The 23,189-nt window shown below is 64.7% G+C and carries 19 protein-coding genes and 1 other RNA gene; 12 read left to right on the top strand and 8 right to left on the bottom strand.

Annotation, left to right across the window (positions count from 1 at the left end; all coding sequences use genetic code 11):
* Positions 1-8: 8 nt before the first annotated feature.
* Positions 9-1,388 carry an NfeD family protein gene (locus tag TK49_RS08675; protein WP_045786316.1) on the bottom strand — a complete coding sequence of 460 codons (1,380 nt, stop codon included), beginning with the start codon at positions 1,386-1,388 and terminating at the stop codon, positions 9-11.
* 85 nt (positions 1,389-1,473) lie between these two features.
* Positions 1,474-2,382 (bottom strand): LysR family transcriptional regulator, encoded by a 909-nt coding sequence (locus TK49_RS08680; RefSeq protein ID WP_045786317.1) that lies wholly within the window; start codon positions 2,380-2,382, stop codon positions 1,474-1,476.
* Between the two features lie 102 nt (positions 2,383-2,484).
* Here TK49_RS08680 and TK49_RS08685 point away from each other — a divergent pair, with 102 nt between their 5' ends.
* From TK49_RS08685 to TK49_RS08710, 6 genes are all read left to right on the top strand, one after another.
* Positions 2,485-3,699, top strand: coding sequence for a YbfB/YjiJ family MFS transporter (locus TK49_RS08685; RefSeq protein ID WP_045786318.1), 1,215 nt, complete (start codon positions 2,485-2,487; stop codon positions 3,697-3,699).
* A gap of 86 nt (positions 3,700-3,785) precedes the next feature.
* Positions 3,786-4,571 (top strand): class II aldolase/adducin family protein, encoded by a 786-nt coding sequence (locus TK49_RS08690; RefSeq protein WP_045786319.1) that lies wholly within the window; start codon positions 3,786-3,788, stop codon positions 4,569-4,571.
* 14 nt (positions 4,572-4,585) lie between these two features.
* The gene (locus tag TK49_RS08695; protein WP_045786320.1) at positions 4,586-4,774 is read left to right on the top strand and encodes a 4-oxalocrotonate tautomerase; all 189 of its coding nucleotides are present in this window, start codon (positions 4,586-4,588) and stop codon (positions 4,772-4,774) included.
* Positions 4,775-4,807: 33 nt separating this feature from the next.
* A complete protein-coding gene (locus tag TK49_RS08700; RefSeq protein ID WP_045787814.1) occupies positions 4,808-5,854 on the top strand; it encodes a threonine aldolase family protein in 1,047 nt (348 codons plus the stop codon).
* A 25-nt stretch (positions 5,855-5,879) separates the two neighbouring features.
* On the top strand, positions 5,880-6,461 hold the full coding sequence (locus tag TK49_RS08705) for an NUDIX hydrolase (protein WP_045786321.1): 582 nt from the start codon (positions 5,880-5,882) through the stop codon (positions 6,459-6,461).
* A 47-nt stretch (positions 6,462-6,508) separates the two neighbouring features.
* Positions 6,509-6,736, top strand: coding sequence for a sulfurtransferase TusA family protein (locus TK49_RS08710; RefSeq protein ID WP_045787815.1), 228 nt, complete (start codon positions 6,509-6,511; stop codon positions 6,734-6,736).
* A 130-nt stretch (positions 6,737-6,866) separates the two neighbouring features.
* Here TK49_RS08710 and TK49_RS08715 read toward each other — a convergent pair whose 3' ends face one another.
* On the bottom strand, positions 6,867-7,499 hold the full coding sequence (locus tag TK49_RS08715) for a LysE family translocator (protein WP_045786322.1): 633 nt from the start codon (positions 7,497-7,499) through the stop codon (positions 6,867-6,869).
* Positions 7,500-7,830: 331 nt separating this feature from the next.
* Between TK49_RS08715 and TK49_RS08720 the strand changes: the two genes are divergently transcribed.
* The 5 genes from TK49_RS08720 to TK49_RS08740 all read left to right on the top strand — a co-directional run bounded on the left by TK49_RS08720 (position 7,831) and on the right by TK49_RS08740 (position 15,706).
* Positions 7,831-10,287 (top strand): ATP-binding protein, encoded by a 2,457-nt coding sequence (locus TK49_RS08720; RefSeq protein ID WP_045786323.1) that lies wholly within the window; start codon positions 7,831-7,833, stop codon positions 10,285-10,287.
* 324 nt (positions 10,288-10,611) lie between these two features.
* A complete protein-coding gene (locus TK49_RS08725; protein ID WP_045786324.1) occupies positions 10,612-11,199 on the top strand; it encodes a fimbrial protein in 588 nt (195 codons plus the stop codon).
* Between the two features lie 5 nt (positions 11,200-11,204).
* Entirely contained in the window at positions 11,205-12,041 is an 837-nt protein-coding gene (locus TK49_RS08730) for a fimbrial biogenesis chaperone (RefSeq protein WP_233902534.1), read from the top strand.
* Between the two features lie 227 nt (positions 12,042-12,268).
* The gene (locus TK49_RS08735) at positions 12,269-14,749 is read left to right on the top strand and encodes a fimbria/pilus outer membrane usher protein (RefSeq protein ID WP_240479873.1); all 2,481 of its coding nucleotides are present in this window, start codon (positions 12,269-12,271) and stop codon (positions 14,747-14,749) included.
* A 453-nt stretch (positions 14,750-15,202) separates the two neighbouring features.
* Complete coding sequence (locus TK49_RS08740; RefSeq protein ID WP_052698601.1) at positions 15,203-15,706, top strand: fimbrial protein; 504 nt, start codon at positions 15,203-15,205, stop codon at positions 15,704-15,706.
* 169 nt (positions 15,707-15,875) lie between these two features.
* Here the strand turns inward: TK49_RS08740 and ssrA are convergent.
* From ssrA to ubiG, 4 genes are all read right to left on the bottom strand, one after another.
* Positions 15,876-16,233: a transfer-messenger RNA gene (gene ssrA / locus TK49_RS24115) on the bottom strand.
* Between the two features lie 31 nt (positions 16,234-16,264).
* Positions 16,265-20,023, bottom strand: a complete 3,759-nt coding sequence (locus tag TK49_RS08745) for a DUF748 domain-containing protein (RefSeq protein WP_045787817.1) — start codon at positions 20,021-20,023, stop codon at positions 16,265-16,267.
* 118 nt (positions 20,024-20,141) lie between these two features.
* Positions 20,142-20,831 (bottom strand): HAD family hydrolase, encoded by a 690-nt coding sequence (locus TK49_RS08750; RefSeq protein ID WP_045786327.1) that lies wholly within the window; start codon positions 20,829-20,831, stop codon positions 20,142-20,144.
* Positions 20,828-21,544 carry a bifunctional 2-polyprenyl-6-hydroxyphenol methylase/3-demethylubiquinol 3-O-methyltransferase UbiG gene (gene ubiG / locus TK49_RS08755; protein ID WP_045787818.1) on the bottom strand — a complete coding sequence of 239 codons (717 nt, stop codon included), beginning with the start codon at positions 21,542-21,544 and terminating at the stop codon, positions 20,828-20,830. The genes TK49_RS08750 and ubiG overlap by 4 nt, the downstream gene beginning before the upstream one ends.
* A 159-nt stretch (positions 21,545-21,703) precedes the next feature.
* On the opposite strand from ubiG, the gene TK49_RS08760 reads away from it, so the two are divergent.
* A complete protein-coding gene (locus TK49_RS08760) occupies positions 21,704-22,189 on the top strand; it encodes an outer membrane lipoprotein (protein ID WP_045786328.1) in 486 nt (161 codons plus the stop codon).
* Positions 22,190-22,365: 176 nt separating this feature from the next.
* Here TK49_RS08760 and ompA read toward each other — a convergent pair whose 3' ends face one another.
* A complete protein-coding gene (ompA, locus tag TK49_RS08765; protein ID WP_045786329.1) occupies positions 22,366-23,022 on the bottom strand; it encodes an outer membrane protein OmpA in 657 nt (218 codons plus the stop codon).
* Positions 23,023-23,189: the final 167 nt, after the last annotated feature.

Consider the following 23,189-nt stretch of genomic DNA (forward strand, 5'->3'; position numbering starts at 1 on the left):
TCGTCTCCTTAGGATGACGCCGGCACCACGTCGAGGGTCAGGCCGTGCCGCGCCGTCACGCGGATGCGGTCGCCGCGCGCCACGGGCCCATCGCAATGCACGCGCCAGCGTTCGCCGCGCACCTGTGCCCAGCCGGCGGCGGGGTCGTCGGGGTCGGTCGGGTCCAGTTCCAGCAATTCGCCGGTCATGCCGATGAGCGTGTCGCCACCAGCCACGCTCGGCTGCCGCCGCGCGCGCATCGCCATGCTGGAGAGCAACAGGATCACCGCCAGGCTCACCAGCGCCGTCGACACGATCAACGGCAGCGGCACGCCAAAGCCGGGCGTCTGCGTGTCGATCAACATGACGGCGCCGAGCACGAACGCAACGATGCCGCCCACGCCGAGCGCGCCGAACGTCGGCAGGAACGCCTCGGCCACCATGCAGCCGAGCCCGAGCGCAATCAGCGCCAGTCCCGCATAGCTGATCGGCAGCATCTGCAAGCCGTACAGCGCCACCACGATGCACACCGCGCCGAGAATGCCCGGCACCACCATGCCCGGCGTCGAGAATTCAAAGATCAGCGCGTACACGCCCACCGTCAGCAGCAACAGCGCGAGGCTCGGGTCGGTGATGACGCCGAGGAACCGGTTGCGCCAGTCGGGCTCCAGCGTGACGGTCTGCGCGCCGGCGGTATGCAGGGTCACGAGGCCCGCCGATGTGTGCAGCGCGCGGCCGTCCACCTGCCTGAGCAGGTCGGGTATGTCGCTGCCGATGAGGTCGATGACGTGCTGGCTGGCCGCCTCGGGCGCGTCCAGGCTCACGGCTTCGCGCACGGCACGTTCCGCCCAGTCGGCGTTGCGGCCGCGCAGCTGTGCCAGCCCGCGGATGTACGCGGCGGCATCGTGCATCTGCTTGCGGGCAAGGGTGTCTTCGTTGCCCGCAGCGGCAGACGGCGCGCTGGACGGCTTCGCGGCATCGCCGGGGCTGGGCGCATGTCCGCCGATGCCGATGGCCACTGGCGATGCGGCCCCGAGATTGGTGGCAGGCGCCATCGCCGCGACATGGCAGGCATAGAGGATGTATGTGCCCGCACTGGCCGCCCGCGCCCCACCGGGCGCCACATAGCCCGCCACCGGCACCGGCGAGGCGAGGATCGCCTGGATGATCTGCCGCATCGATGCATCGAGCCCGCCCGGCGTATCCATTTGCAGCACCACGAGTTGTGCGCCTTGTGCACGCGCCTGGTGCAGGCCGTGAATGACGTACGCCGCGCTGGCCGGGCCGATGGCGCCGGTCAGCGGTAGCACCACCACCGGCGCGGCCGCCATGGCAAGGCCGCTCCAGGCGGCAGCAGCCATCGCGGCCAGCCGGGCCGTCCACTGCCGAATCCGCATTGACGGTCGCATGGCGCCTCCGTCGTGATTGCCGCGCTCGACTGCGCTGGACCGGCGGCACGGTCGGTGTGGGACTCAGCGCATCGTCCAGTTCAGTTTAGGCAGCGATGGCCTGCGTGGCGGGCTCGACGGCCGCGGCGTGCGGCTCGCGCAGCACCTGCACGAGCGCCTGCAGGGCGGGCCCGGCCATGTCGCGGTGCCAGGCAAGCACGGTGTCGACGCGGCCCGGTTTGCGCAGCGCGTGCACGCTGATCTCCGGCGCGTTCGTGTACAGCTCCAGCACCGAGCGCGGCACAAGCGCCACGCCGATCCCCGCTGCCGCGCACGCGATGATGGCGTGGTACGAGCCGAGTTCGAGCACGCGTGCGGGCACCACGCCGTCTGCTGCAAACCAGTCTTCGATCAATTGCCGATACGCGCAGCCGGGCTCGAAGGCGAGCAGGGCCGGGGTTTGTACGTCGGTGGCGCGGCGGATGGGCGGATGCGCGCGATGCGCGATCAGCACGAGCTCTTCGGCAAAGGCGGGCAGCGTGGTCATTGCGGCGCGCGTGTTCGCCATGCATGCGGTTTCCGCCACGAATGCGCAGTCCACCTCGAAGTTGGAGAGCGCCTGGAGGGACTGGCGCGTCGTCATCGTCACCAGCTCCAGCTGCACGCGCGGCCAGCGCTGGTGCAACGTGGCCAACAATGCGGGCAGGCGGCTGGCTGCGGTGCTTTCCATTGAGGCGATGCGCAGGCGGCCGTGCGGTTCGCGCGGCTGCACGGCCTGCCGTGCCTCGGCGGCCAGCCGCAGGATGTCGTCGGCGTAGGTCAGCAGCGTCTGGCCGGCGGGCGTGAGCACCATGCGCTTGCCCTCGCGCACGAACAGTTGCACCCCGAGCGACGTCTCCAGCTGGCGGATGCGCGTGGTCACGTTCGACTGCACGCGGTTCAGATGCTGCGCCGCCCGCGTCACACCGCCTTCGCGTACCACCGTGCGAAAAATCTCGAGCGAGGCCAAGTCCATGATGTATCTCAAATGATAATGGGTTTGTTCAATATAATTCATTTTTCAGGATGGACTGGCTTGCGTACGATGACGTGCCGATTTCCTCATCCGGGCGTCCCCATGGAGCACACGCTGCCGTCCTCATCTGCCTTGTCCGCCGCGCACGATGCGCGGGTGTCTGCCTGGCGTGTCGCCATTGCGGGCATGGTGGCACTGTCCGTCGCCATGGGCATCGGCCGGTTCGCCTTCACGCCGATCCTGCCGATGCTGCTGCACGACGGCAGCGTCACGCTGGCGCAGGGCAGCTGGCTTGCCACGGGCAACTATCTCGGCTATTTCATCGGCGCGTTGGCCTGCATGGCGGTGCGCGGCGATGCGGCACGGCTGATCCGCATTGGGCTGATGGCAACGATTCTGCTGACGGCGGGGATGGGCGTGCTGCAAGGCCAGCCGGCGTGGTTCATGCTGCGCTTTGCAGCCGGCATGGCGAGCGCGCTGGTGTTCGTGTTCACCGCAGGCTGGTGCCTGCATCGGCTGACCGAACTGGGCCATGCGGCATTGGGCGGCATCATCTTCTGCGGGCCGGGGCTCGGCATTGCCATTCCGGGCCTGATGGCCAGCGGCATGGTCGCGCTGGGCTGGCACGCCACCTGGGCCTGGATGGCGTTCGGCGTGCTGTCGGCGCTGCTGTCGGCGGCGGTGTGGCCGACCATCCGGCCACAAGCACGTGCGGCGGCTGCCCCCCCATCGGCACCGTCGGACGCGTCGCCGGGGCTCGACGCGCCCACCGCGGCCGTCACGCTCGCCTACGGCCTGGCCGGTTTCGGCTACATCATCACCGCCACCTTCCTGCCGGTGATCGCGCGCAAGGTGCTGCCGGCCGGGTCGGTGTGGCCCGACCTGTTCTGGCCGATGTTCGGCGCCGGCGTGGCGCTCGGCGCGTTCCTTTCCACGCGGATCAGCCTGGCGCGCGACAACCGCTCGCTGCTCGCTAGCGCCTATGCCATGCAGGCGGTGGCCGTGACCATCAGCATCGTCTGGCCGACGGTGGCGGGGCTCGCACTGTCCAGCACGCTGCTCGGCCTGCCGTTCACGGCGATCACGCTGTTTGCCATGCGCGAGGCGCGCCGCCTGTGGCCGCACGCGGCGCCCCGGCTGATGGGGCTGATGACGGCGGCTTACGGCATCGGCCAGATCGTCGGGCCGCCGCTGGCAAATCGCCTGTTTGCGGCCACCGGCGGGTTCCATACGTCGCTGGCCGTGGCGGCGGTCTCGCTGCTGGTGGGTGGGGCAACGTTCCTCGCCGTCAAGCGCGTCTCGCCCGTACGTGGATGATCGACAGCCTGTAGCGCACGTTGCGACACGCATGGTGCTCGTTCGGCGCACACGTTCTAGAATGGCCCCTCCATCGGAGGAGCCCCATGTCTTTTGCCCTGCGCCCCGGCGCTGTCGTGCCCGGGGGCGAGATCAGCGAGGCCGAGCGCGCCGTGCGTGTCGATCTTGCCGCCGCTTATCGACTGGCCGCGCTCAACGGCTGGGACGACCTGATCTATACCCACCTGTCGGCCACCGTGCCGGGTGAGCCGGACCACTTCCTCATCAACGCGTTCGGCCTGGCGTTTGATGAAATCACCGCGTCCAACCTCGTCAAGATCAGCCGTGCGGGCCAGCTCGTCGGCGATTGGCCCGATGCGGCCACGCGGCCATCCGTGAACGTGACGGGCTTTGCGCTGCATGCCGCCGTGCACGCCGCACGGCCCGATGCACACTGCGTGATCCATCTGCACAACACGGCGGGCATTGCCGTGTCGGCGCAGAAGCATGGGCTGCTGCCGCTGTCGCAGCACGCGCTGCGCTTCCACAGGCGCATCGCGTACCACGACTACGAAGGCCTGGCCTTTACGCCGGAAGAGGGCGCGCGGCTGACGGCCTCGCTCGGCACGCAGTTCGCCATGCTGCTGCGCAACCACGGCACACTTACCATCGGGCGCACAGTGGCCGAGGCGCACGTGCTGATGGCCACGCTCATCAAGGCGTGCGAGATCCAGATTCAGGCGCTCACGGCCGGCGAGGTGGTCTTCCCCGCACCGGAAGTCGCCGATCGCGCTGCCGGACAACTCGAAGATGGTGGCGCCATCGAAGGCGTGATGGAGTGGCCGGCGCTGCTGCGCAAACTGGATAAAATCGACGCTTCCTACCGAGACTGATGACCGGAGACCCCATGCCGACTTTCCATATCGAGATGTTTGAAGGCCGCACCGTTGAGCAGAAGAAAAAACTCGTCGAGGAAGTGACGCGCGTGACGTGCGAAACGCTGGGCTGCGCACCAGCCGCAGTCGACATCATCATCAACGACGTCAAGCGAGAGAACTGGGCCACGGGCGGTGTGCTCTGGTCTGAACAGAAGTAACGAAGGAACGCGCCCCACCTCATGACGGCCGCCATGCAGCCCACCCAGCATTTCGCCTCCGACAACTACGCGGGGTTCTGCCCCGAATCGCTGAAGTACTTCCTGGAAGCCAACGGCAGCGGCCACGAGCCCGCGTATGGCGATGACTCCTGGACGCAGCGCGTGTGCGACCGCATTCGCGACCTGTTCGAGACCGACTGTGAAGTCTTCTTCGTCTTCAACGGCACGGCGGCGAACTCGCTGGCGCTGTCATCGCTGTGCCAGTCGTACCACTCCGTGATCTGCCACGAGCTGGCGCATATCGAAACCGATGAGTGCGGCGGCCCGGAATTCTTCTCCAACGGCTCCAAGCTGCTGACCGCCAAGGGCGAGAACGGCAAGCTCACGCCCGATGCGGTGGAAGCGCTGGTCACGCGCCGCTCCGATATCCACTACCCGAAGCCGAAGGTCGTTTCGCTCACGCAATCGACGGAAGTCGGCACCGTCTACACGGTGGAAGAGGTGCGTGCGATTGCCGCCATTGCCAAGCGCCGGCAGCTGCGCGTGCACATGGACGGCGCGCGCTTTGCGAATGCCGTGGCGTCGCTTGGCGTGCATCCGTCGGAGATTACCTGGCGCGCCGGCGTGGACGTGCTGTGTTTCGGCGGCACGAAGAACGGGCTGCCGGTGGGCGAAGCCGTCGTCTTCTTCGATCGGCGCCTCGCTGAAGACTTTGCGTATCGGGTCAAGCAGGCCGGGCAGCTGGCTTCGAAGATGCGCTTCATCTCCGCACCGTGGCTCGGCTTGCTGGAGAACGACGTCTGGCTGCGCAACGCGCGTCATGCCAACGCGATGGCGCAGTTGCTGCATGCACGCATCGCCAATGTGCCAGGGGTGCGCATCATGTTCCCCACCGAATCGAATGCCGTGTTTGCGGAGCTTCCCTTGCCCGCCATCGAAGCGCTGCGCGCACGCGGCTGGAAGTTCTACACGTTCATCGGTGCGGGCGGTTGCCGCCTGATGTGCTCGTGGGACGTGCGGCCCGAAACCGTCGAAGCCTTTGCCGCCGACATTCGCACAGCGTGCGAGCAAGCCGCCTGAATCGCCAGTTCAGCATCTCACCGCCATGAGCTTCGACTACCGCTTCTGCCCGCAATGCGCCACGCCGCTCGTCGAGCAGCATACGGCCGGCCGCCTGCGCCTTGCGTGCCCCGCGCCGGCCTGCGGTTTCGTCCACTGGAACAACCCGCTTCCGGTGCTGGCGGCGGTGGTCGAGTATCGCGGACAGATGTTCCTCGCGCGCAACGCGCAGTGGCCGGAGGGCATGTTCGCGCTCGTCACCGGGTTCATGGAGCATGGCGAAACGCCGGAACAGGGCATTGCGCGCGAGTTGAAGGAAGAGACGAACCTGGACGCGCAGTCAATCTCGCTGATCGGTGTGTACGATTTCATCCGCAAGAACGAGCTGATCATCGCGTACCACGTGGTTGCCGATGGCGAGATCGCACTGTCGGAAGAGCTTGTCGAATACCGCCTGAAGCCGTTCGAGAAGGTGCGCCCGTGGACGGCCGGCACGGGCTATGCGGTGGCCGATTTCCTGACGGCGCGCGGCCTGCCCGTCAGCTACATCGACATCCGCACCGGCGAGCCCGCCGAGCCGCCGCCGCGCCGGTGGCAGCCGACGCGGCTCGCTACAATAGCCGAATGATTGACGTGGGTGGCACGATGCCGCCCACCCGCACCACAGAGGAAGCCATGGAGTTCCAGAAGGAAGTTGATGCACGCGGCCTGAACTGCCCGCTGCCTATCCTGCGCACGAAGAAGGCGCTTGCCGACATGCAGAGCGGCGAGGTGCTGAAGATTCTCGCTACCGATCCGGGGGCGACGCGTGATTTCCAGGCGTTTGCCAGGCAGACCGGCAACGAACTGCTCCAGCATAGCGAACACGACAAGGTCTTCACGTTTTACATGCGCCGCCGCTGAAGACGTGTCCGCGAGCCTGGGGCGCTGACGCCGGCCGTGGAAGAGTTCTGAGCGCGGTACGCCAAACACAGCGGGGCGATCCGGCAAGCTGCCGGATCGCCCCGCAGTCGTTTACAGAATCCCCAGCGTGCTACTTGCGGGCTTCCATCGCCATGCGCAACGCCAGGCTCGTCAGCACCGAGCCCATCAGGTAACGCTGGATCGACAGCCAGCTCGGCGTGCGCGAGAGAAACGCGGCAATGCTGCCGGCCGTGGCGGCGATCATGGAATTGACCGTCACGCTCACGCAGATCTGGGTGATACCCAGGCACACCGACTGCACGAGCACGCTGCCGTGCGAGGGCTCGATGAACTGCGGCAGCAGCGACAGATACAGCACTGCCACCTTCGGGTTGAGCAGGCTCGTCAGCAACCCCATCGTGTACAGCTTGCGCGGGCTGTCCACGGGCAGGTCTCGCACCTGGAACGGCGCGCGGCCGCCGGGGCGCAGCGCCTGCCAGGCCAGATACAACAGATAGATGGCGCCGCCAAAGCGCAGCGCATCGTACGCAAACGGCACGGCCATCAGCAGCGCCGTGATGCCGAACGCCGCGCACAGCATGTAGAACACGAAGCCCGTGGCGATGCCCGCCAGCGAGACCAGCCCCGCATTGCGCCCCTGGCAGATCGAACGCGAGATCAGGTAGATCATGTTCGGGCCGGGCGTGAGTACCATGCCGAGCGCGACCAGGGCAAAGGTAAGCAGGTTGGTGAGTGTGGGCATGGCGGGAATGGGCAAGTGGCAAATAGGAGCTTGCAGGCTAGCACCGGCCGTTGCCTGGCCGACAGGTACAGAACCACGTCAATTTTGTCGATTCTGTATCGGTCCGGCGCCGGACCGGCATGCAGTGCATGCCAGGACTGCAGCCGCGACGGCGATAGCATCGCGGGCTTTCTCTTCTCTTTCTCTGTGCCAACAAGACGCACCTTCGCCGGCCACGCCCTCTGACCCTTTGATCAACTTTCCAGGCCGCCGGCACGGGACTGAATTAAGCTTGTGCACTGGCATGGTGGGCAACAGGGCGAACGCGACGCGCCGAGCAGGTGATTCCGATATGGCGACAGGGGACGATGTGAGCAAGGTGGCGGCGACGGTGCGCGCACTGATCGTGGGCGTGTGGCTGTGTTGGATGTCCGGCGGCAGCCACGCGGCTGCACCTTCCCCGTTCACGCCGGAAGAGCGCGCGTGGATCGCCGCGCATCCGGTGATACGCACCTGCGTCAACTCGGATTGGCGCCCATTCGAATTTGTCACCGGCGGGAAAGTGGCCGGTATCGTCCCATCGTTTCTCGACGAAGTCTCCAGCATCAGCGGCTTGCGGTTCGAATACGTGGATGGCGCCTGCCGGAGAGGAGCGCGCGAAGCGCTGACGTCCGGCGAGATCGACCTGGTGCCCGATTGGGGCAGAAGCGACGACCGGACGCATCACAGCTCCGGCTTTATTGCCAGCACGCCGTACTACGTCGGCACGATCGCGATCGTCACGGCTGAGAGCGAGAACCTGTTTGCAGACATTCGCCAGCTGAAGGGCAAGCGGCTGGCGATCAGGGGCGGCGGCGGCCTGGAATACGCGATTCGTCACAGCGGCGTTCCGGTGACGTTGCTGACGTTCCAGAATGAAGCCCAAGCGCTGCAGGCCGTTGCCGATGACGAGGCGGACGCAGCGCTGGGCACTGACGTGTCGATCCTTCCGCAGTTGCACCGCCAGTTCAAAGGCCGGCTGTTCCTCTCGGGCACCATTTGGTACCGGCCGTATGCGTTGACGATGGCAACGCGTCAGGACAACCCGGTACTGGCATCCATCGTCGAGAAATCGCTCACCGCCATTCCGGCACCCGAGGCTGACGCCATCCGCTACCGGTGGCTCGAAACCACGGACTACGGCGCCCCGTCGCTGGCATCGATCCTCCATTACCGCGGGCGGCAGGTTGCCCTCGTTGGCGTGGTGGTGCTCGCCTTTGCGGTGCTGGCGTACGTGCTGTGGCGTGCGCGCGCGGCGGCCGTGCGCAGTGAGCGCGACAAGGCGATGTTCCTCGCCTTCATCAGCCACGAGATACGCACGCCGATGCACACTATCCTGGCCTCGCTCGAGCTGCTGCAGCGATCGCACCTGACAGGTCAGCAGGCCAGCCGGGCCGATGCGGCGGTCTCGGCATCGGAAACCCTCCTGGCGCTGCTCGACGATGTTCTCGAATACTCGCGCCTCGAATCGCACAGCGTGACGCTCGCGCCCGAACCGACCCGGATCGGGCCGTGGGCGCAGCAGACCGTCGATATGGTGCGGTGGCGCTCGGATGAGAAGAACCTGGCGTTGTCCCTCGATGTGGCGTGCGCGCCAGATTTCAGCGTGGACATCGACCCGATGCGCGTTCGGCAGATCGTTCTGAACCTGTTGGTCAACGCGATCAAGTTCACGGCGACCGGCAAGGTGGTTCTGCGCGTCGACCACCTGCCCGGCAGGCGGCGCGGTACGGGCACGCTGGTGCTCGAGGTGCGCGACACTGGCATGGGCATTCCTCCGGAACGTCAGCGGCATATCTTCGAGCCTTACGCGCGTGTGGAAAGCCCGGGCCATCGCGGTGCCAGCGGGAGTGGGCTGGGCTTGTCGATCTGCCGTGAACTGGTCGACCTGATGAAAGGCGTGATCACGGTCAGCAGCAGCCCGGAGATCGGCACGGTGTTCACCGTCATGTTGCCCACGCGCGAACCACATGCCCAGCCGGCACCGCAGTCAGGCGCCGACGAATCGCCCGCATCTGCGGCACAGGCGGTGTCACCGGTTCGGGTGCACAAGCCGCTGTCGCGGGATTCGAACGAGGGGCCGCTCGTCCTGGTCGTCGACGATCACGAGGCGGTGCAACACGCGATCCAGCATCAACTCAGCGCGCTCGCTTGCCGGTCGGCCATCGCGGGCACCGGCGAAGCGGCGCTCGAGCAGTTCGCCTCAGCAGCGTTTGACATGGTGCTGCTCGACTGCAACCTGCCGGGCATCGACGGCTACACCGTCGCGCAGCGCATGCGCGAGATCGAACGCCAGCGCGGCACCGAACGCACGCCGATCGTCGCCATCTCGGCCGCGGCCGACGATGCGCATCGCACGCGCTGCTTCGACAGCGGCATGGACGGCGTTCTCGGCAAGCCGTTGCGCCTGGCCGCGTTGCGCGAACTGATCGAACTCTGGTGCGGCCACGGCGACTCTGGCGCCAGCGCCGCGCCGGAAGCGCACGGCCTCGCGCGGACGGTGGACGTGCACGTGGTCTATCGACAGGCCATGAAAACCGATCTCGAGATGCTGAACGAGGGCATCGTGCATCGAAACATCGAGCAGGCACGTCGGGCGGCACATCGCATTTCCGGTGCGGCTGCCGTGGTGGACGATCTGCCGACGCACAATCTGGCAAGCGAGCTCGAGCGCCATCTCGCGTCCTCGTCCGGCGACATCACGGCCGACATCCAGGCGCTCGTCGCAGAACTCCAATCCTTGCACGGGGCCGGCACAGCCCCCGCGTGATCCCTCCTCTCGGGGCGCCCCTTGCCCTGACCCGGCCGTCCCGCATGGCGCCGTTCAGCGTGCCTGCGCCCGCGTGGAGCCTCGTACTCTTCCGGTGGCGACCTCCCGATGGGCCGGTCGATCTACCGCTCGTTTCCTCCCGAGAGAGCCTGCGCATGGCCGGGCGCAAGACGCGCAATCGATAAGGCTCGCCTGCTTTTCGGAGCAGTCCGATATGGCGCGCACGCCTCGCTTGAAATACTTGCGCCTGCCTTCTTCGATAGGCATTTGTTCTCGACCAAATCCCGCACGTTCGTGCCGCGGATTCAATCTAAGGGTAAGTCAATGAAAGCAAAACTGTTCCTGGCTGGCGTCGCCATGTCTGCTCTGTCCTCCGCTGCAATGGCGCAAACGACGCCCACATCGGTGGATGGCGTTATCAACTTCCAAGGCGCGATTCTGAGCGACACCTGTAAGGTGTCTTCGGTGACCGGCGATGCGGGCACCATCAACGTCGACATGGGCAAGGTCGCCGCCGACGACATCGGCACGGTTGCAGCACCGAAGCGTCTGACGAGTGGTGCCGGCTCCGCCAACTTTGACGTGGTCTGCAAGACCGGCGCCAAGGTCAGCATGAAGTTCGCAGGCAAGGCGGCCGACCTGAGCGCAGACAAGAAGACGCTGCGCGTGAACAACGGCAACACTGCCGCAGGTTTCGCCCAGGGCGTGGGCATTGCCGTGTACGAAGGTACCGGCGCGGGCGCAAACGCGTACGACCTGAGCAGCGGCGACCTGCTGGCACAGACGACGGTGCCGTCGACCGGTGGCGCAGTCAACGTGCGTTTCGCTGCAGCGTATGTGGCCGCAGACCCGACCAAGATCAAGCCGGGTATCGCCAACGCCAGCCTGCCGTTCACGCTCACCTACGAGTAAGCCTGGTGCCAGCCTTCACGGCTGGCTTCAATCGGCGGCGGTCAGCGGTTATTCCCCCGCCGCTGCCGCCCATCTGTTCAAAGGCCATCCCGGATATGAAAGCAAAACGATGCGCCGCTGGCGCGGCGTTGGCGTGCGCGTTGGCTGCGTCCGCGAGTCACGCCAGTATTTCCCTCAGCACCACGCGCCTGATCTTTGACGGCAACAACAAGGAAACGTCCGTCGTCGTCACGAACGATGGTGCCGATGCCTTGATCCAGGCCTGGCTGGATCCGCTTGAGGACAACGCGAATGGTCACCTGCCGTTTGCCATTACGCCGCCCCTGGCGAAGCTGGCAGCGAAGCAGCAGCAGCTTTTGCGCGTGCTGTACGAAGGTGTGGGTATGCCGACAGACCGCGAGTCGGCCTTCTGGCTGAACGTGCAGGAGGTTCCGCAGGCGGCTCCAAACGAGAACGTATTGCAACTGGCTGTCCGCCAGCGCATCAAGGTGTTCTACCGGCCGGCCGGTCTGACCGCAGACCCGCAGAAGGCTCCTTCAAGCCTGCAGTGGCAACTCAACCAGGATGGCGGCAAGGCGATGCTGAGGCTGAGCAACCCGAGTCTGTTCCACGTCACCGTGGTCGATGCAAAGGTGCACGCGGGCAATGCAGAAGCGCCGCTCATCGAGGCAAAGATGGTGGCGCCGCATTCCACGGTAGCGCTGCCGGTGCAGTTGCCGGGCAACGGCGCCGCCCAGCCCGAGCTTCGCTACGACGTCATCAATGACTACGGCGGCCGCCAAAGCTACCGCGTCACCTTGCGCGGCAGTCAGCCCAGCACGCCGGTCTCTACTGGTAACTGATCGGGCCGACGACCACTGACCCGATGTGCCAGCCCGCGTGGGCTAGCTTAGCCCGCACCCACCGTAGCGGAGCTTGCGTATGTGACACCCGCCGATTCACCAAGCCAGAAGCGAGCATTGCGATGTCTAGATGCCGGACTCCCAAAGCGTTCTCCAGAAAGACCCACGGAAAAGCAATTGCTGCACGCCCGAGCGCGACGCCGCTGTATCTGGCTGTGTGTCTGGCGATGATGAACAGCGCGCGCGCCGCCGAGGGCGAGACGCTGGTTGCGCAGATCGATCCTACGCTGCTGGCCTACAACACGAGCTTCCTGCACGGCCAAGGGCGCCCGGCCGACCTGAGCGCCGTGCTGAGCTCGGGCAGCAGCGTGCCACCAGGCACCTATCGTGTGGAGGTGGAGGTCAACGGCAATCTGGTCGGCCGTCGAGACATCGATTTCTACCAGGATGGCGACAACGCCAAGCTGCGGCCGTGCCTGACGGCCAAGATGCTGCAGGATTTCGGCGTCAACCTCAGTGCCATCACGCCGCCGCTGGACGTCAACAGCGAGGCTTGCCTCGATCTACCTCACCTGCTGGACCAGGCTGCGGTGGACTTCGACGCTGGCCGTCTGCAACTCAATCTCAGCATCCCACAGGCGTTTCTTTCCCGCGCGGCACGCGGCTATGTCGACCCTGCGCTGTGGGACGAGGGTGTCACCGCCGGCTACGTCAACTACCAGTTCAGCGGCAACTACGGCCACGGCCGTGTCGGCAACGATAGCAGCAGCTATTTCGTCGGCCTGCAGAACGGCGTCAACATTGGCCGTTGGCGGCTGCGGAACGAATCCACGGTAAGTGGAAGCAACAGCGGGCAGACACGCTTCAAGAGCAACCGCACGCTGGTCCAGCGAGACATCGACGCAATCAAGGGCCAACTGACCCTTGGCGAGCAGTACTCCGATGCAACGTTGTTTGACAGCGTACGCTTTCGCGGCGTGCAGGTCGGCTCCGACGACGCCATGCTCCCTGACAGCGAGCGCGGCTATGCACCGGTCGTGCGCGGGCAGGCGGCCACCAACGCGGTTGTCGAAGTGCGCCAGAGTGGCTACGTGCTGTATCGCGCCAACGTACCGCCCGGGCCTTTCCAGCTGACCGACATTTTTCCGTCCGGCTCCAACGGCGACCTGGAAATCACCGTCATTGAAGCGGACGGCAGCAAGCGCGTCACGCACCAGGCGTTCTCGAGTCTTCCATTGATGCTGCGCAAGAGCCGTCTGAAGTACAACTTCGCGGCGGGCAAGTACGACGGCGAGCGGGGGCCGTCACCGAATCTCGTCAGTGCTTCGCTGGTGTACGGCCTGACCGACAACAGCACGGTCGCCGGCGGCGTCCAGTTCTCGAAAGACTTCCAGGCCGTGAACGTGGGTGTCGGTACGAACACGCCCATTGGCGCGCTGTCCGTTGACGTGACCCAATCGAGCAGTCGCGCGCACGGCAAGCGGGAGACTGGCCAGAGTGTGCGGGTGTTGTACGCCAAAACCTTTACCCGAACCAATACTAACTTCACGCTGGCTGCCTATCGATACTCCACATCGGGCTATCGGACCTTCAATGACCACGTCAACGACGTCGGCAACGACCCGAACGGCGACGTGGCCGGCACGGCGGGCTTTCAGTCCGGGCGCAGCCGATCACGGATCGACCTGACCACCAGCCAGGATCTGGGTGGCATCGAGCGGCGATACGGCAGCGTCTACCTGAACCTGAGCCAGCAGACCTTCTGGAATCGACCGGGTTCGAGCCGCAGCATCAGCGTCGGCTACGGCAACAACTGGAAGCAGTTGAGCTACAACCTGAGCCTGAGCCAGACGAAGGACACGCGCTTCGGCGGAAACGGCAACAGCACGCAGGTCATGCTGACCATGTCGATTCCGCTGGGCGGCAAGGTCCGGTCTGCGCGTGCCTATACCAACATCAGCAACAGCAACAACGGCGGCACCACCGTTCAAAGCGGCCTGAGCGGCTTCGTGAACGAGACCACGTCTTATGCCATGCAGGCCGGCTACACCGGGAGGGGGCGCGGCGCATCGGGCGGGGCCAGCATTACGCGCGATACCGATGTCGGCCAGCTCAACGCCAACCTGAACGCTTCACGCGACTATCAATCGGCCAGCGTTGGGGCAACGGGCTCCGTGGTGGTACACCGCGGTGGTGTCAACCTGGGCCGTACGGTGGGCGACACCTTTGCGTTGATGAAGATGGAAGGGCTCAAGGGCGTAGACGTCAAGACCGATGCCGGTACCTCGGTCGGCCGCAATGGCTACGCCGTCGTCACCTATGCGCAACCGTATCGCCTGAACGCCCTCAGCCCGGCGACCCACAACCTGGGCGCGGATGTGGAATTGGAAGATACCGTCAAGCAGGTCGTGCCTCGCCGCGGCGCGATCGTGCTGGCCACGTTCAAGGGGCATAGCGGCCAGCGCGCCCAGTTCGCGCTTCAACGGGCCGACGGCACGCCGGTGCCGTTCGGGGCCAGCGTGCAAGACGCCCAAACGGGCAGGCACCTTGGCATCGCGGACCCTGCCGGCAACGCCTTCGTGCTCTTGCAGGAGGAGACGGGCACGTTGACGGTGAAGTGGAAGGAAGGCCAGTGCCAAGCGCCTTATGCGCTCCCGAAGGCCGAGGCAGGCCGGAACTATCAGCGGCAGACGTTGCGTTGCCGATAAGCAAGCCGTTTCCGAAGACACATCGAAAAGTGGTTACCTGAAACGCTCAAACCAATGGGAGGAAGGCAGGATGGTTAGAACACGTTTGATGAGGAGAGCGAATGCTGTCTTCGGCGGCTCGCGCAGGTAAAGATCGGTATATGTGCGGATCACCCATGTAACCGCGTTATTCGCATGGGCGTCGATGATCACGATTTCCACTGGGGCATACGCTGCCAATTGCGAATTTGCCGGCGGCGGTCCTGCGACACCGAATTACTGGATTCCACGCACCCTCAACGTGCCGCGCGATATGCCTGTCGGCTCAATCATTTGGGAAGGTAGCAATAGGGTGTGTGAGAATCAGGAAGCCTTTGTTTGCAAGCTCGCCTATAGCAGAGGAATACGGAACATTGTCGGGTAGTCTTCAGGCCCGACTCTTTTTGATTTCCCTATCGGGAACACCGGCCTCGCGTGGAATATGACTTTGCAGAACGACAATGGGACCATAAAGAGCGCGATGCCATCGCGTTCCAAGTGGGCAACAAGGCTGGCGTTGGCTCCTTCAGTTGCAAGACGGCGGATGTGACCGTGAAGATGGGCGACCAGAATCGAGCCACGCAATTCAAAGGGCCTGGTACTTCATTGGCACCAGTCAACTTCTCGATTGGCCTGAAACAGTGTCCCGGGGGCATCAGCAAGGTATCGTATCTGCTGAAGCCCAATACCAACATCATTGACAGTTCGCGCTCGGTTGTCGCACTCAATACAGCATCGACCGCAAGGGGCATCGGCCTGCAGATTCTCAATGAGGGGGGCGATCCAGTGCCGCTCAACACGATGATCGCCTTCAGCGGCTACGACGGGGCAGGCGGCGATTTCAATATTCCGTTCAAAGCGGCCTACTACCAGACCTCGTCCGTGGTTGAGGCCGGCACGGCGAATACCGCGGTGACATTGGTCATGAACTACAACTAGTCCGGTGGCGAGAGCGGCTTGCCGGCGATGCCGGTTCGGTTGTCCGGTTGCTGCCGACCCGGTGAACGCGATCGGTGTGGCGTTGGGGTGAAGGCAGTGCGTACCTCTTGCCACACCAAGAAAAAACCCGCGACAGCTTGTGCTGTCGCGGGTTTTTGCTTTGAAAAGCTGGTGGAGCCGGCGGGAATCGAACCCGCGTCCGCAAGCCCTCCACAGAGAGTTCTACATACTTAGTTCTGTCATTTGATTTAACCGCCGCATCGCGGACGAACACGCTCTACGACGGCGAGTCACTAGGTTTTCGTCCTCGGGCCCGTGACACTCCCGAGGCTTATCTGACGTAGATGACCTCGCTGGTCTTGCGACCCTAGCCCGTCAGCGAGCCAGTGCGAGGACGGCGGCCCTTAGGCTGCCAGTGCGTAACGTTCGTCGTTAGCAGTTATTGCATTCCCATTGATTAACGAGGTGACGGGTCCTCGGTATGCCCTCCACTGCTTTGCAACCCACGTCGAAACCAGGTCGGCCCCAGAGAAGAAGATCGATTATCCCATAGATGGGCTACTTCAGTGCGAAATCAACCCGGGTCGTCTTGCCTTTGTCCTTGATGCCATCCGCGTTGAGCTTCGGGGCTACTACGAAGAGACGTCCCGGATCCACACGTTCAGCCAAGGCCACATGAATGGCGTTGGCGCGGCGCTGTGCCAATTCGCGCAGGTCCGCATCGGTCACCTGCACATTGGTCTCCATCAGCTTGCGCATTTCTTCGGGCGGTAAGGATTTCGCCAGGCCGATCATGTTGCGCGGCTTGGGGAATTTGGCGGCTTTGTACGCGCGTTGAAGATACTTGTTCTGCTCTTCGGGGGAGACGGTGGCGTCGGCTTCGGCGGCATCGCCCGCGTCCTTGAGCTTCTGTTCGCGGATCTGCCGGTTCACGGCTTCGCGGCGCAGTCCGTCGCGGTCGAGCTCGGGGTCGACGCGGCCGACGATGTCGACCTTGAGCGCCGGGCGGTCCTTCAGCGCCGTGGCGAGCTTGTCTAGCTTGACAAGCGACGCCTGCGTGATGACGGCGGTGCCGGGGTCGAACTCGATGTAGCCGAGCTCTTCGCCGCCACTGCCGCCAAATGCGCTGGCGAGCAGCGAGAACGGCGCGGTCACAGCCCGCACGATCAGGTTGACGAACGCGCGCAGGATGACGCCGCCGAGGCTGAATTGCGGATCATCGAGCGAGCCCGACACCGGCACGCGCACGTCGATTTCTCCGCGCGAGTTCTTGAGCAGCGCCACGGCTAGGCGCACCGGCAGGTTGGTGGCGTCCTTGCTCTCCACACGGTCGCCGAAGGTGAGCTGGTCGATGAAGATGTGGTTGTCCGCCGTCAGCTTGCCCTGGTCTAGCAGGTAGTGGAGGTCCATCGTCAGCTTGCCCTTGGTGATCGGGTAGCCGGCATATTTGGCGGAATAGGGCGTGAGGTTGGTCAGCTCCACGCCGTCTGCCTTGGCAGTGAGATCCACAAAGGCCGTGGGCGCGAGCGGGTTGACCTTGCCGTGGATGTCCACCGGTGCTGTGCCATCGACACTGCCGCGCAACGTCACGTCGGCAGGTGTCTGGTTGGCGGCGGTGCTGATCGTGCCGATCGAGCCGCCGATGGCCGTGAGGTTGGCGGTGTAGTTTGGTTTGACGAAGTTGTCGGTAAAGCGGATGTTGCCGTCTTGCAGCGTGATGGCATCGACGCGCAAGTCTGCGCCGCCCGCCTTGGGCGCGGGTGTGGTGGACGCAACCACGGCGGACGCCGGGGGCGAAGCGGGCGCCGAGGCTGCCACTGGCGCGCTCGTGGCAGCCGTGCCCGCGGCAGGTTCGCTCTGCGTGAGGGATCGGCGGTCTTCGCTCGGCTGCACGCGGATGTCCTGCAGGTTCAGGCGTCCGTTCGGGTTAATGATGACCCGTGCATAGAACGTCGACAGTGCCACCGCGCCCACACGCACGCGTGGTGTGTTGCCGTCGTAATTGGCCTGGATGCGGTTGAGCGCAAGCGAACGCCAGCGCAGGAAGTCGTCCGAACTCACGCGGTCTTGCAGCCGTACGTTGCCCAGCGTCGCATTGCCCTGGTAGCTCACCGTCAGCGCCTTGCCCTGGCTGACCACGAGGCGGCCGTCCATCGTCAGCAGCGCGCTTGTGATGGCGGCGTTCAGGGTTTTGTCGAGATACGGATCCAAGCCCGCCAGCGACAGGTTCTGCGAGTTCACGCGCAGGTCCGCTTTCAGCGGTTGCGGAACGACTTCGCCGCGCACGTCGAGCTTGCCCTTGGCGCCCATCCCCGCTCCAATTTGCACGTTGACGGGCTTGCCGAGGTCGGTGGAGGCGTTCTGCACGACCACGTTCAGCGGCTCGACACGCACCTTCACCGGACGCAAATTCGACAGGTCTTCGAAGCCGAGGGCGCTGTTGTCCAGCTTGAGCGCCTGCACTGTCACGGCCCAGGGTTTTTCGGCCGGAGCCTTGGCCTGGGGCTTGGCCGGCGCGGCCGGTTTGCTGGTGGCGGTTTGCGCGCCATCGAGCAACGTCAACGTAGTGGTGCCGTCCTTCTTGCGCAGCACGTCGATCTGCAGTCCGTCGGCGCGCACTTCGTTCAGCGCAAGCGTGCGTGCGGCCAAGTCGAAGCGCTTCACATCCGCGCTCAGATGCTTCGCACGCAGCGCGGTGTTCTTGCCGGTGGACGGTGCCAAGGAAAGATCGGCCAGGGTGGCTCTCAACGGTTCTGCGCGCACGTTGAACTTGTCGGTCCCGAAGTCGAGCGCGATCTTGCCTTCGGCAGACAGCGCGCCGTCCTGCAATTGGGGCGCTCCCCCTTGGCGCAGATACGGGCCGACACCTGCCAGCTTGACGGCATCAAGGTGCAGCTCCAGTTCGCCGGTGTTCTTCTCGAGCGAGGTGTTGCCTTTGATGCTGAGCGCGCCGCCTTGTGCAAGCTTGGCGCCTACGTCGAGCGTGGTGGGACCGCCGAGCGTGCGCACGGCGGCTTGCCCGTGGAGGTCCTTCAGCGTCAGCTCTGCAGCCGGTTGTGTGGTGGCGTCGCGCCAGTGGACGATGCTGTTCGCCAGTTCCAGCTTGTTGACCGCCACGTCCAAAGGCTTGGGCTTGGCGACCGGGGCCGGAGCGGGTTGCGCCTGCTTGACCTCGGCGGGCGCCGACTTGCCGCCAAGCTGCGCAAAATTGACCGCGCCATCGGTGCCGCGCACGGCATCGACGCGCACACCATCGAGCGACAGCGCATCGAGATGGAAAACGTTGTCCAGCGGGCGCACATCGGTCAGCGTGGCGCGCACTTGTCTAGCGGCGAGCAGTGGAGCCTTCTTCGCGTCGGTCACCTCCAGGTGGTCGACGCCCGCCGTGCCGTGCAGGCGCAGTACCGGCGCGCCGCTCTTGGGCTTCTGGAAATCGATCGTCAGGTCGGTCGTCAGCTTGCCTTGCGGCACGGCCACGGGCAGCGGGCCTGGCACGTAGCCGAGATAGCGCGGCAGATCGAGCCCGTCGATCTTGATGTTGAGGTTGGATTCCAGCGATTCGGCAAACGGCTTCGTCTTGCCGGCGAAGTGCAGGGGTGCGCCGTCGATGCGCGCCGCCAGCAGCGGTTGCACGAAGATGTCCACGTCGGCCGGCAAGCTCGCCAGGAAGGGCACGCCGATCTGCAGCGCGTCTACCTTGTGCTGTGTCCCAAGCGGCTGATCCACGAAGTCGATTGCGCCATTGCTGATCTGCAGGTTGGCGAAGACGAAGCGCGCCGGCTCTTCGGATTTCGGCTTGGGCGGGTTCTCGGGCTGATTGAGCCTGTCAATGATGTCGGAGAAATTGAAGCGCTGATCAGCAGTACGCACGATGCGAACGCGCGGCGCATCGATGCTCAGCGCTTCAATCACGGGGGCGCGGTGGAAGAGGGAGCTCCACGCCGCATTCACGTGCAGATGGCCAATGTCGACGAATGGCGTCTTGCCGTCGCGCTCGGCAACGTGGAGTTGGTCGACGTCAAGCCGCAGCGTGTACGGGTTGATGCCGATCTTGCCGACGGTCACGGGCCGGTCCAGCACCTTGCTCAACTGCGTCTGTGCCAGGTGGCGCAGCAGCGGGGGGCCGCCGAAGGCGCCGACCAGCCCAAACACCACGAGGAAGATCAGCACGCCCAGCCCGATCCGCCGGGTGCGCTGCGACTGCCCCGCCCGCACGGCACGCTGCCAGCCCGCCGAAGTCCGCACGCGATCGAGCCGGGCGCGCCAGCCGCTGGAGTTCAGTTGCAGATCAGGACGCGAGTCGGGGGAAGTGCTCATGCTGGTATCGGTCCGGCCGGGGCGGTGGCCGTACGTGGTCAGTGGATCGACCGCCGCGTCCAATCCAGAGGCGGCGGTCCTCAAAAAGATGCCCGGGGCGCTGGCCCCGGCCTCGCGCTCAGGCGCGTTGCGATTCGAGCAGCAGCGGAATGAGCTCGCCAGCGCTGGCGATCAAGGCGTCGGCGCGCCATTCGTCGGGCGAGGGCCCGTTACCACAATAGCCGTAACTGGCGGCAATGGTAGTCATGCCAGCAGCGCGGCCGGCTTCGATGTCGCGCAGGTCGTCGCCCACGTACACGATGTGCTTCGGCTCAACAGTGATCGACTCCGCCGCGTGCAGCAGTGGCGCAGGGTGCGGCTTGGCGTATGGCGTCGTATCGCCCGCGACCACGCAGGCTGGTGCGACGGGAAACGGCAGCTGCGCCACCAGCGGCACCGTCAGCCGTCCCGACTTGTTGGTGACGATTCCCCATGGGATTCCTGCCCGGCCGAGCTCGGCGAGGACGTCGTCCATGCCTGGGAATAGCCGCGTACGCACGCAGATTTCCGCTTCGTAGTTGGCCAGGAACGCGAGCCGCAGCGATTCAAATTCGGCATCGCCGGGCCCCACGCCGAAGGCCACGCCGATCAGCCCGCGCGCGCCATGCGACGCTACGGGCCGAAGCGCTTCGTAGGCCAGCGGTTCCAGGCCGCGGTCGGTGCGGACCTTGTTGGTCGCGGCGGCGAGGTCGGGCGCCGTGTCCGCCAGCGTGCCGTCAAGGTCGAACAGCACGGCACCCAGCGGGTGGGGAAAACGGCTGGCGGTCATGCGTCGGCCGGACGGCGCGTGGCCATCAGATAGTTGACGCTGGTGTCGCGGGTGAGAGCGTAGCGGCACGTGATGGGGTTGTATTCCAGGCCGCGCATCTCCTCGGCCTGGAGGCCCGCGGACCGCACGAACGCGGCCAGCTCGGAGGGGCGAATGAACTTCGCGTAATCGTGTGTCCCGCGCGGAAGCATGTTCAGCACGTACTCCGCGCCGATCACCGCGAGCAGATAGGCCTTGGCATTGCGATGGATGGTCGAGAAGAACACGTGGCCTCCGGGTTTGACCAACGTCGCGCAAGCGCGCACAACGGAGGCGGGCTCGGGCACATGTTCGAGCATCTCCATGCAAGTCACGACGTCGAAACTGGCCGGCTCGCGCGCGGCGAGCGTTTCTGCTGCGATCTCCTCGTAATCCACGGGCACACCGGCTTCAAGGCCATGGAGGTCGGCGACCCGCAATGCTTTGCGTGACAGGTCAATGCCTTTGACGGTGGCCCCGGCACGCGCCATGCTCTCAGAGAGAATGCCCCCGCCGCACCCGACATCGAGAACGCGTTTGCCCGCCAGTGGAACGATCGATTGGATCCAGTCGAGGCGTAGCGGGTTGATTTCGTGGAGGGGCTTGAATTCGCTATTCGGGTCCCACCACCGGTGGGCGAGTTCACTGAATTTGTCGAGCTCGCCGGGGTCGGCGTTCGCGTGAGTGGTTGTCATGTTGCGCTGCGCCAAGGCATAACGGCTAGGTGAAGAAATGTACCAAAAAGCACGGCCCCGACCAATGACGTTGAAGGCGGAAAAGTTTCACTTTGAAACAGAGGTGAACAAATGCGCATGCGCTTTCTCCAACTGTCACCAACGCTCAAGGAGAGACCAATGAAAACCGAACGCATTGTTGTAGGGCTCGGTATTGCGGGCATGATGATCTTGGCCGGTTGCGCCGCCCCCGGTTATGGCGGTGGCTACAACGGCGGATATGCCCCGCCCCCCGCGTACGGCGGCCAGCCGCAGCAAACGGGCGCGCTGTATGGCCGTGTCGAGTCGATCCAGCCAATGCAGGCGCCGGCCAATAGCCCGGGCATCCTGGGCACGATCATCGGCGGTGTGGCCGGCGGGATCCTCGGCCACCAGGTGGGCGGCGGCACGGGCAATACGGTGGCAACGATCGGGGGCGCCGCGCTCGGTGCGTACGCGGGTAATCAGGTGGAGCAACGCGCCGGCGCGGGCGGCCAGACCGTTTATCGCGTGACGGTACGCCTGGACGACGGACGTGTTGCGACCGTCACGCAGCGTAACCCGAACAACCTGCGTGTTGGCGATCGCGCAATGGTCGCCAACGATCAGGCTACCCCTGCCTACTAATTAATACGAGGGCCGGTCGGAAGATCCGCGATACGCCAAAAAGAAAGCGATGGCGCGTTGGCGTCATCGCTTTTTTGTTCCTCGCTTATTCGGAAATAAGCGGAAGCGATCCTCCGGAATGGAGGGCAAAAAAAAAGCCCAGCGAAAGCTGGGCTTTTTTTCCGGTGCTGACCGAATTACTGTGCGCTGCGGGTGCCGACCACTTCGACTTCCACACGACGGTTCGGCTGCTGGCAGGCGATTTGTGCCTTGCGCGAACCCTTGCACGACTTCGGATCAACCTTCAACTGGCGCTTGCCCTTGCCTTCCGTGTAAACGCGGTTGGCTTCGATGCCCTTGCTGACCAGGTAGCCCTTCACGGCTTCAGCACGACGGACCGACAGGCGATCGTTGTACTTGTCCGAACCGAACGAGTCGGTGTGGCCAACAGCGATCACGACTTCCAGGTTGATGCCCTTCAGCTTCGAGACCAGGTCGTCCAGCTTGGCCTTGCCTTCCGGCTTCAGCACAGCCTTGTCGAAGTCGAACAGGGCGTCAGCAGCGAACGTGACCTTCTCGCTCGACACCACCGGGGCAGCCGGAGCGGCCGGAGCGGCAGCCGGAGCAGCAGCAGGAGCCAGAGCGCCGTCGCACTGTGCGTTGGCGGTTGCCGGCGTCCAGAAGCCATTGCGCCAGCACAGTTCGTTCGTGCCGTTCTTCCAGACCCACTCGCTCGTGCCGTTACCCCAGTTGTCGTTGACGGCCTTCTTTTCGTAGGGCACCGACTGAGCGTAGGCGGACGCAGCCATGGCTACCGCAGCTGCAGCGAACGCGAGCTTGGCAAATTTTTTCATATTTCTCCTCTCAGGATGAGATCACCGCAGAAGACTGCGAGCAGATGGGACGAAAACAAGTCATACATTCTTCGGAGTATAACATTCTCGGTGTGGTGAAGGCTCCACTTCGAACAATGTCTGCCTCTTCGCTGGGGGATTGTGCCACAAGCACGCACTCCTAAAAA

The sequence above is a fragment of the Ralstonia mannitolilytica genome, from assembly GCF_000954135.1.
Classification (GTDB): domain Bacteria; phylum Pseudomonadota; class Gammaproteobacteria; order Burkholderiales; family Burkholderiaceae; genus Ralstonia; species Ralstonia mannitolilytica.

Coding starts and splice junctions, on each gene's coding strand:
- ompA (WP_045786329.1), bottom strand. CDS start 23,022: ATGAAAAAATTTGCCAAGCTCGCGTTCGCTGCAGCTGCGGTAGCCATG.
- TK49_RS08760 (WP_045786328.1), top strand. CDS start 21,704: ATGAAAACCGAACGCATTGTTGTAGGGCTCGGTATTGCGGGCATGATG.
- TK49_RS08695 (WP_045786320.1), top strand. CDS start 4,586: ATGCCGACTTTCCATATCGAGATGTTTGAAGGCCGCACCGTTGAGCAG.
- TK49_RS08750 (WP_045786327.1), bottom strand. CDS start 20,831: ATGACCGCCAGCCGTTTTCCCCACCCGCTGGGTGCCGTGCTGTTCGAC.
- TK49_RS08685 (WP_045786318.1), top strand. CDS start 2,485: ATGGAGCACACGCTGCCGTCCTCATCTGCCTTGTCCGCCGCGCACGAT.
- TK49_RS08710 (WP_045787815.1), top strand. CDS start 6,509: ATGGAGTTCCAGAAGGAAGTTGATGCACGCGGCCTGAACTGCCCGCTG.
- TK49_RS08705 (WP_045786321.1), top strand. CDS start 5,880: ATGAGCTTCGACTACCGCTTCTGCCCGCAATGCGCCACGCCGCTCGTC.
- TK49_RS08725 (WP_045786324.1), top strand. CDS start 10,612: ATGAAAGCAAAACTGTTCCTGGCTGGCGTCGCCATGTCTGCTCTGTCC.
- TK49_RS08720 (WP_045786323.1), top strand. CDS start 7,831: ATGGCGACAGGGGACGATGTGAGCAAGGTGGCGGCGACGGTGCGCGCA.
- TK49_RS08715 (WP_045786322.1), bottom strand. CDS start 7,499: ATGCCCACACTCACCAACCTGCTTACCTTTGCCCTGGTCGCGCTCGGC.
- TK49_RS08690 (WP_045786319.1), top strand. CDS start 3,786: ATGTCTTTTGCCCTGCGCCCCGGCGCTGTCGTGCCCGGGGGCGAGATC.
- TK49_RS08735 (WP_240479873.1), top strand. CDS start 12,269: ATGATGAACAGCGCGCGCGCCGCCGAGGGCGAGACGCTGGTTGCGCAG.
- TK49_RS08680 (WP_045786317.1), bottom strand. CDS start 2,382: ATGGACTTGGCCTCGCTCGAGATTTTTCGCACGGTGGTACGCGAAGGC.
- TK49_RS08700 (WP_045787814.1), top strand. CDS start 4,808: ATGCAGCCCACCCAGCATTTCGCCTCCGACAACTACGCGGGGTTCTGC.
- ubiG (WP_045787818.1), bottom strand. CDS start 21,544: ATGACAACCACTCACGCGAACGCCGACCCCGGCGAGCTCGACAAATTC.
- TK49_RS08675 (WP_045786316.1), bottom strand. CDS start 1,388: ATGCGACCGTCAATGCGGATTCGGCAGTGGACGGCCCGGCTGGCCGCG.
- TK49_RS08745 (WP_045787817.1), bottom strand. CDS start 20,023: ATGAGCACTTCCCCCGACTCGCGTCCTGATCTGCAACTGAACTCCAGC.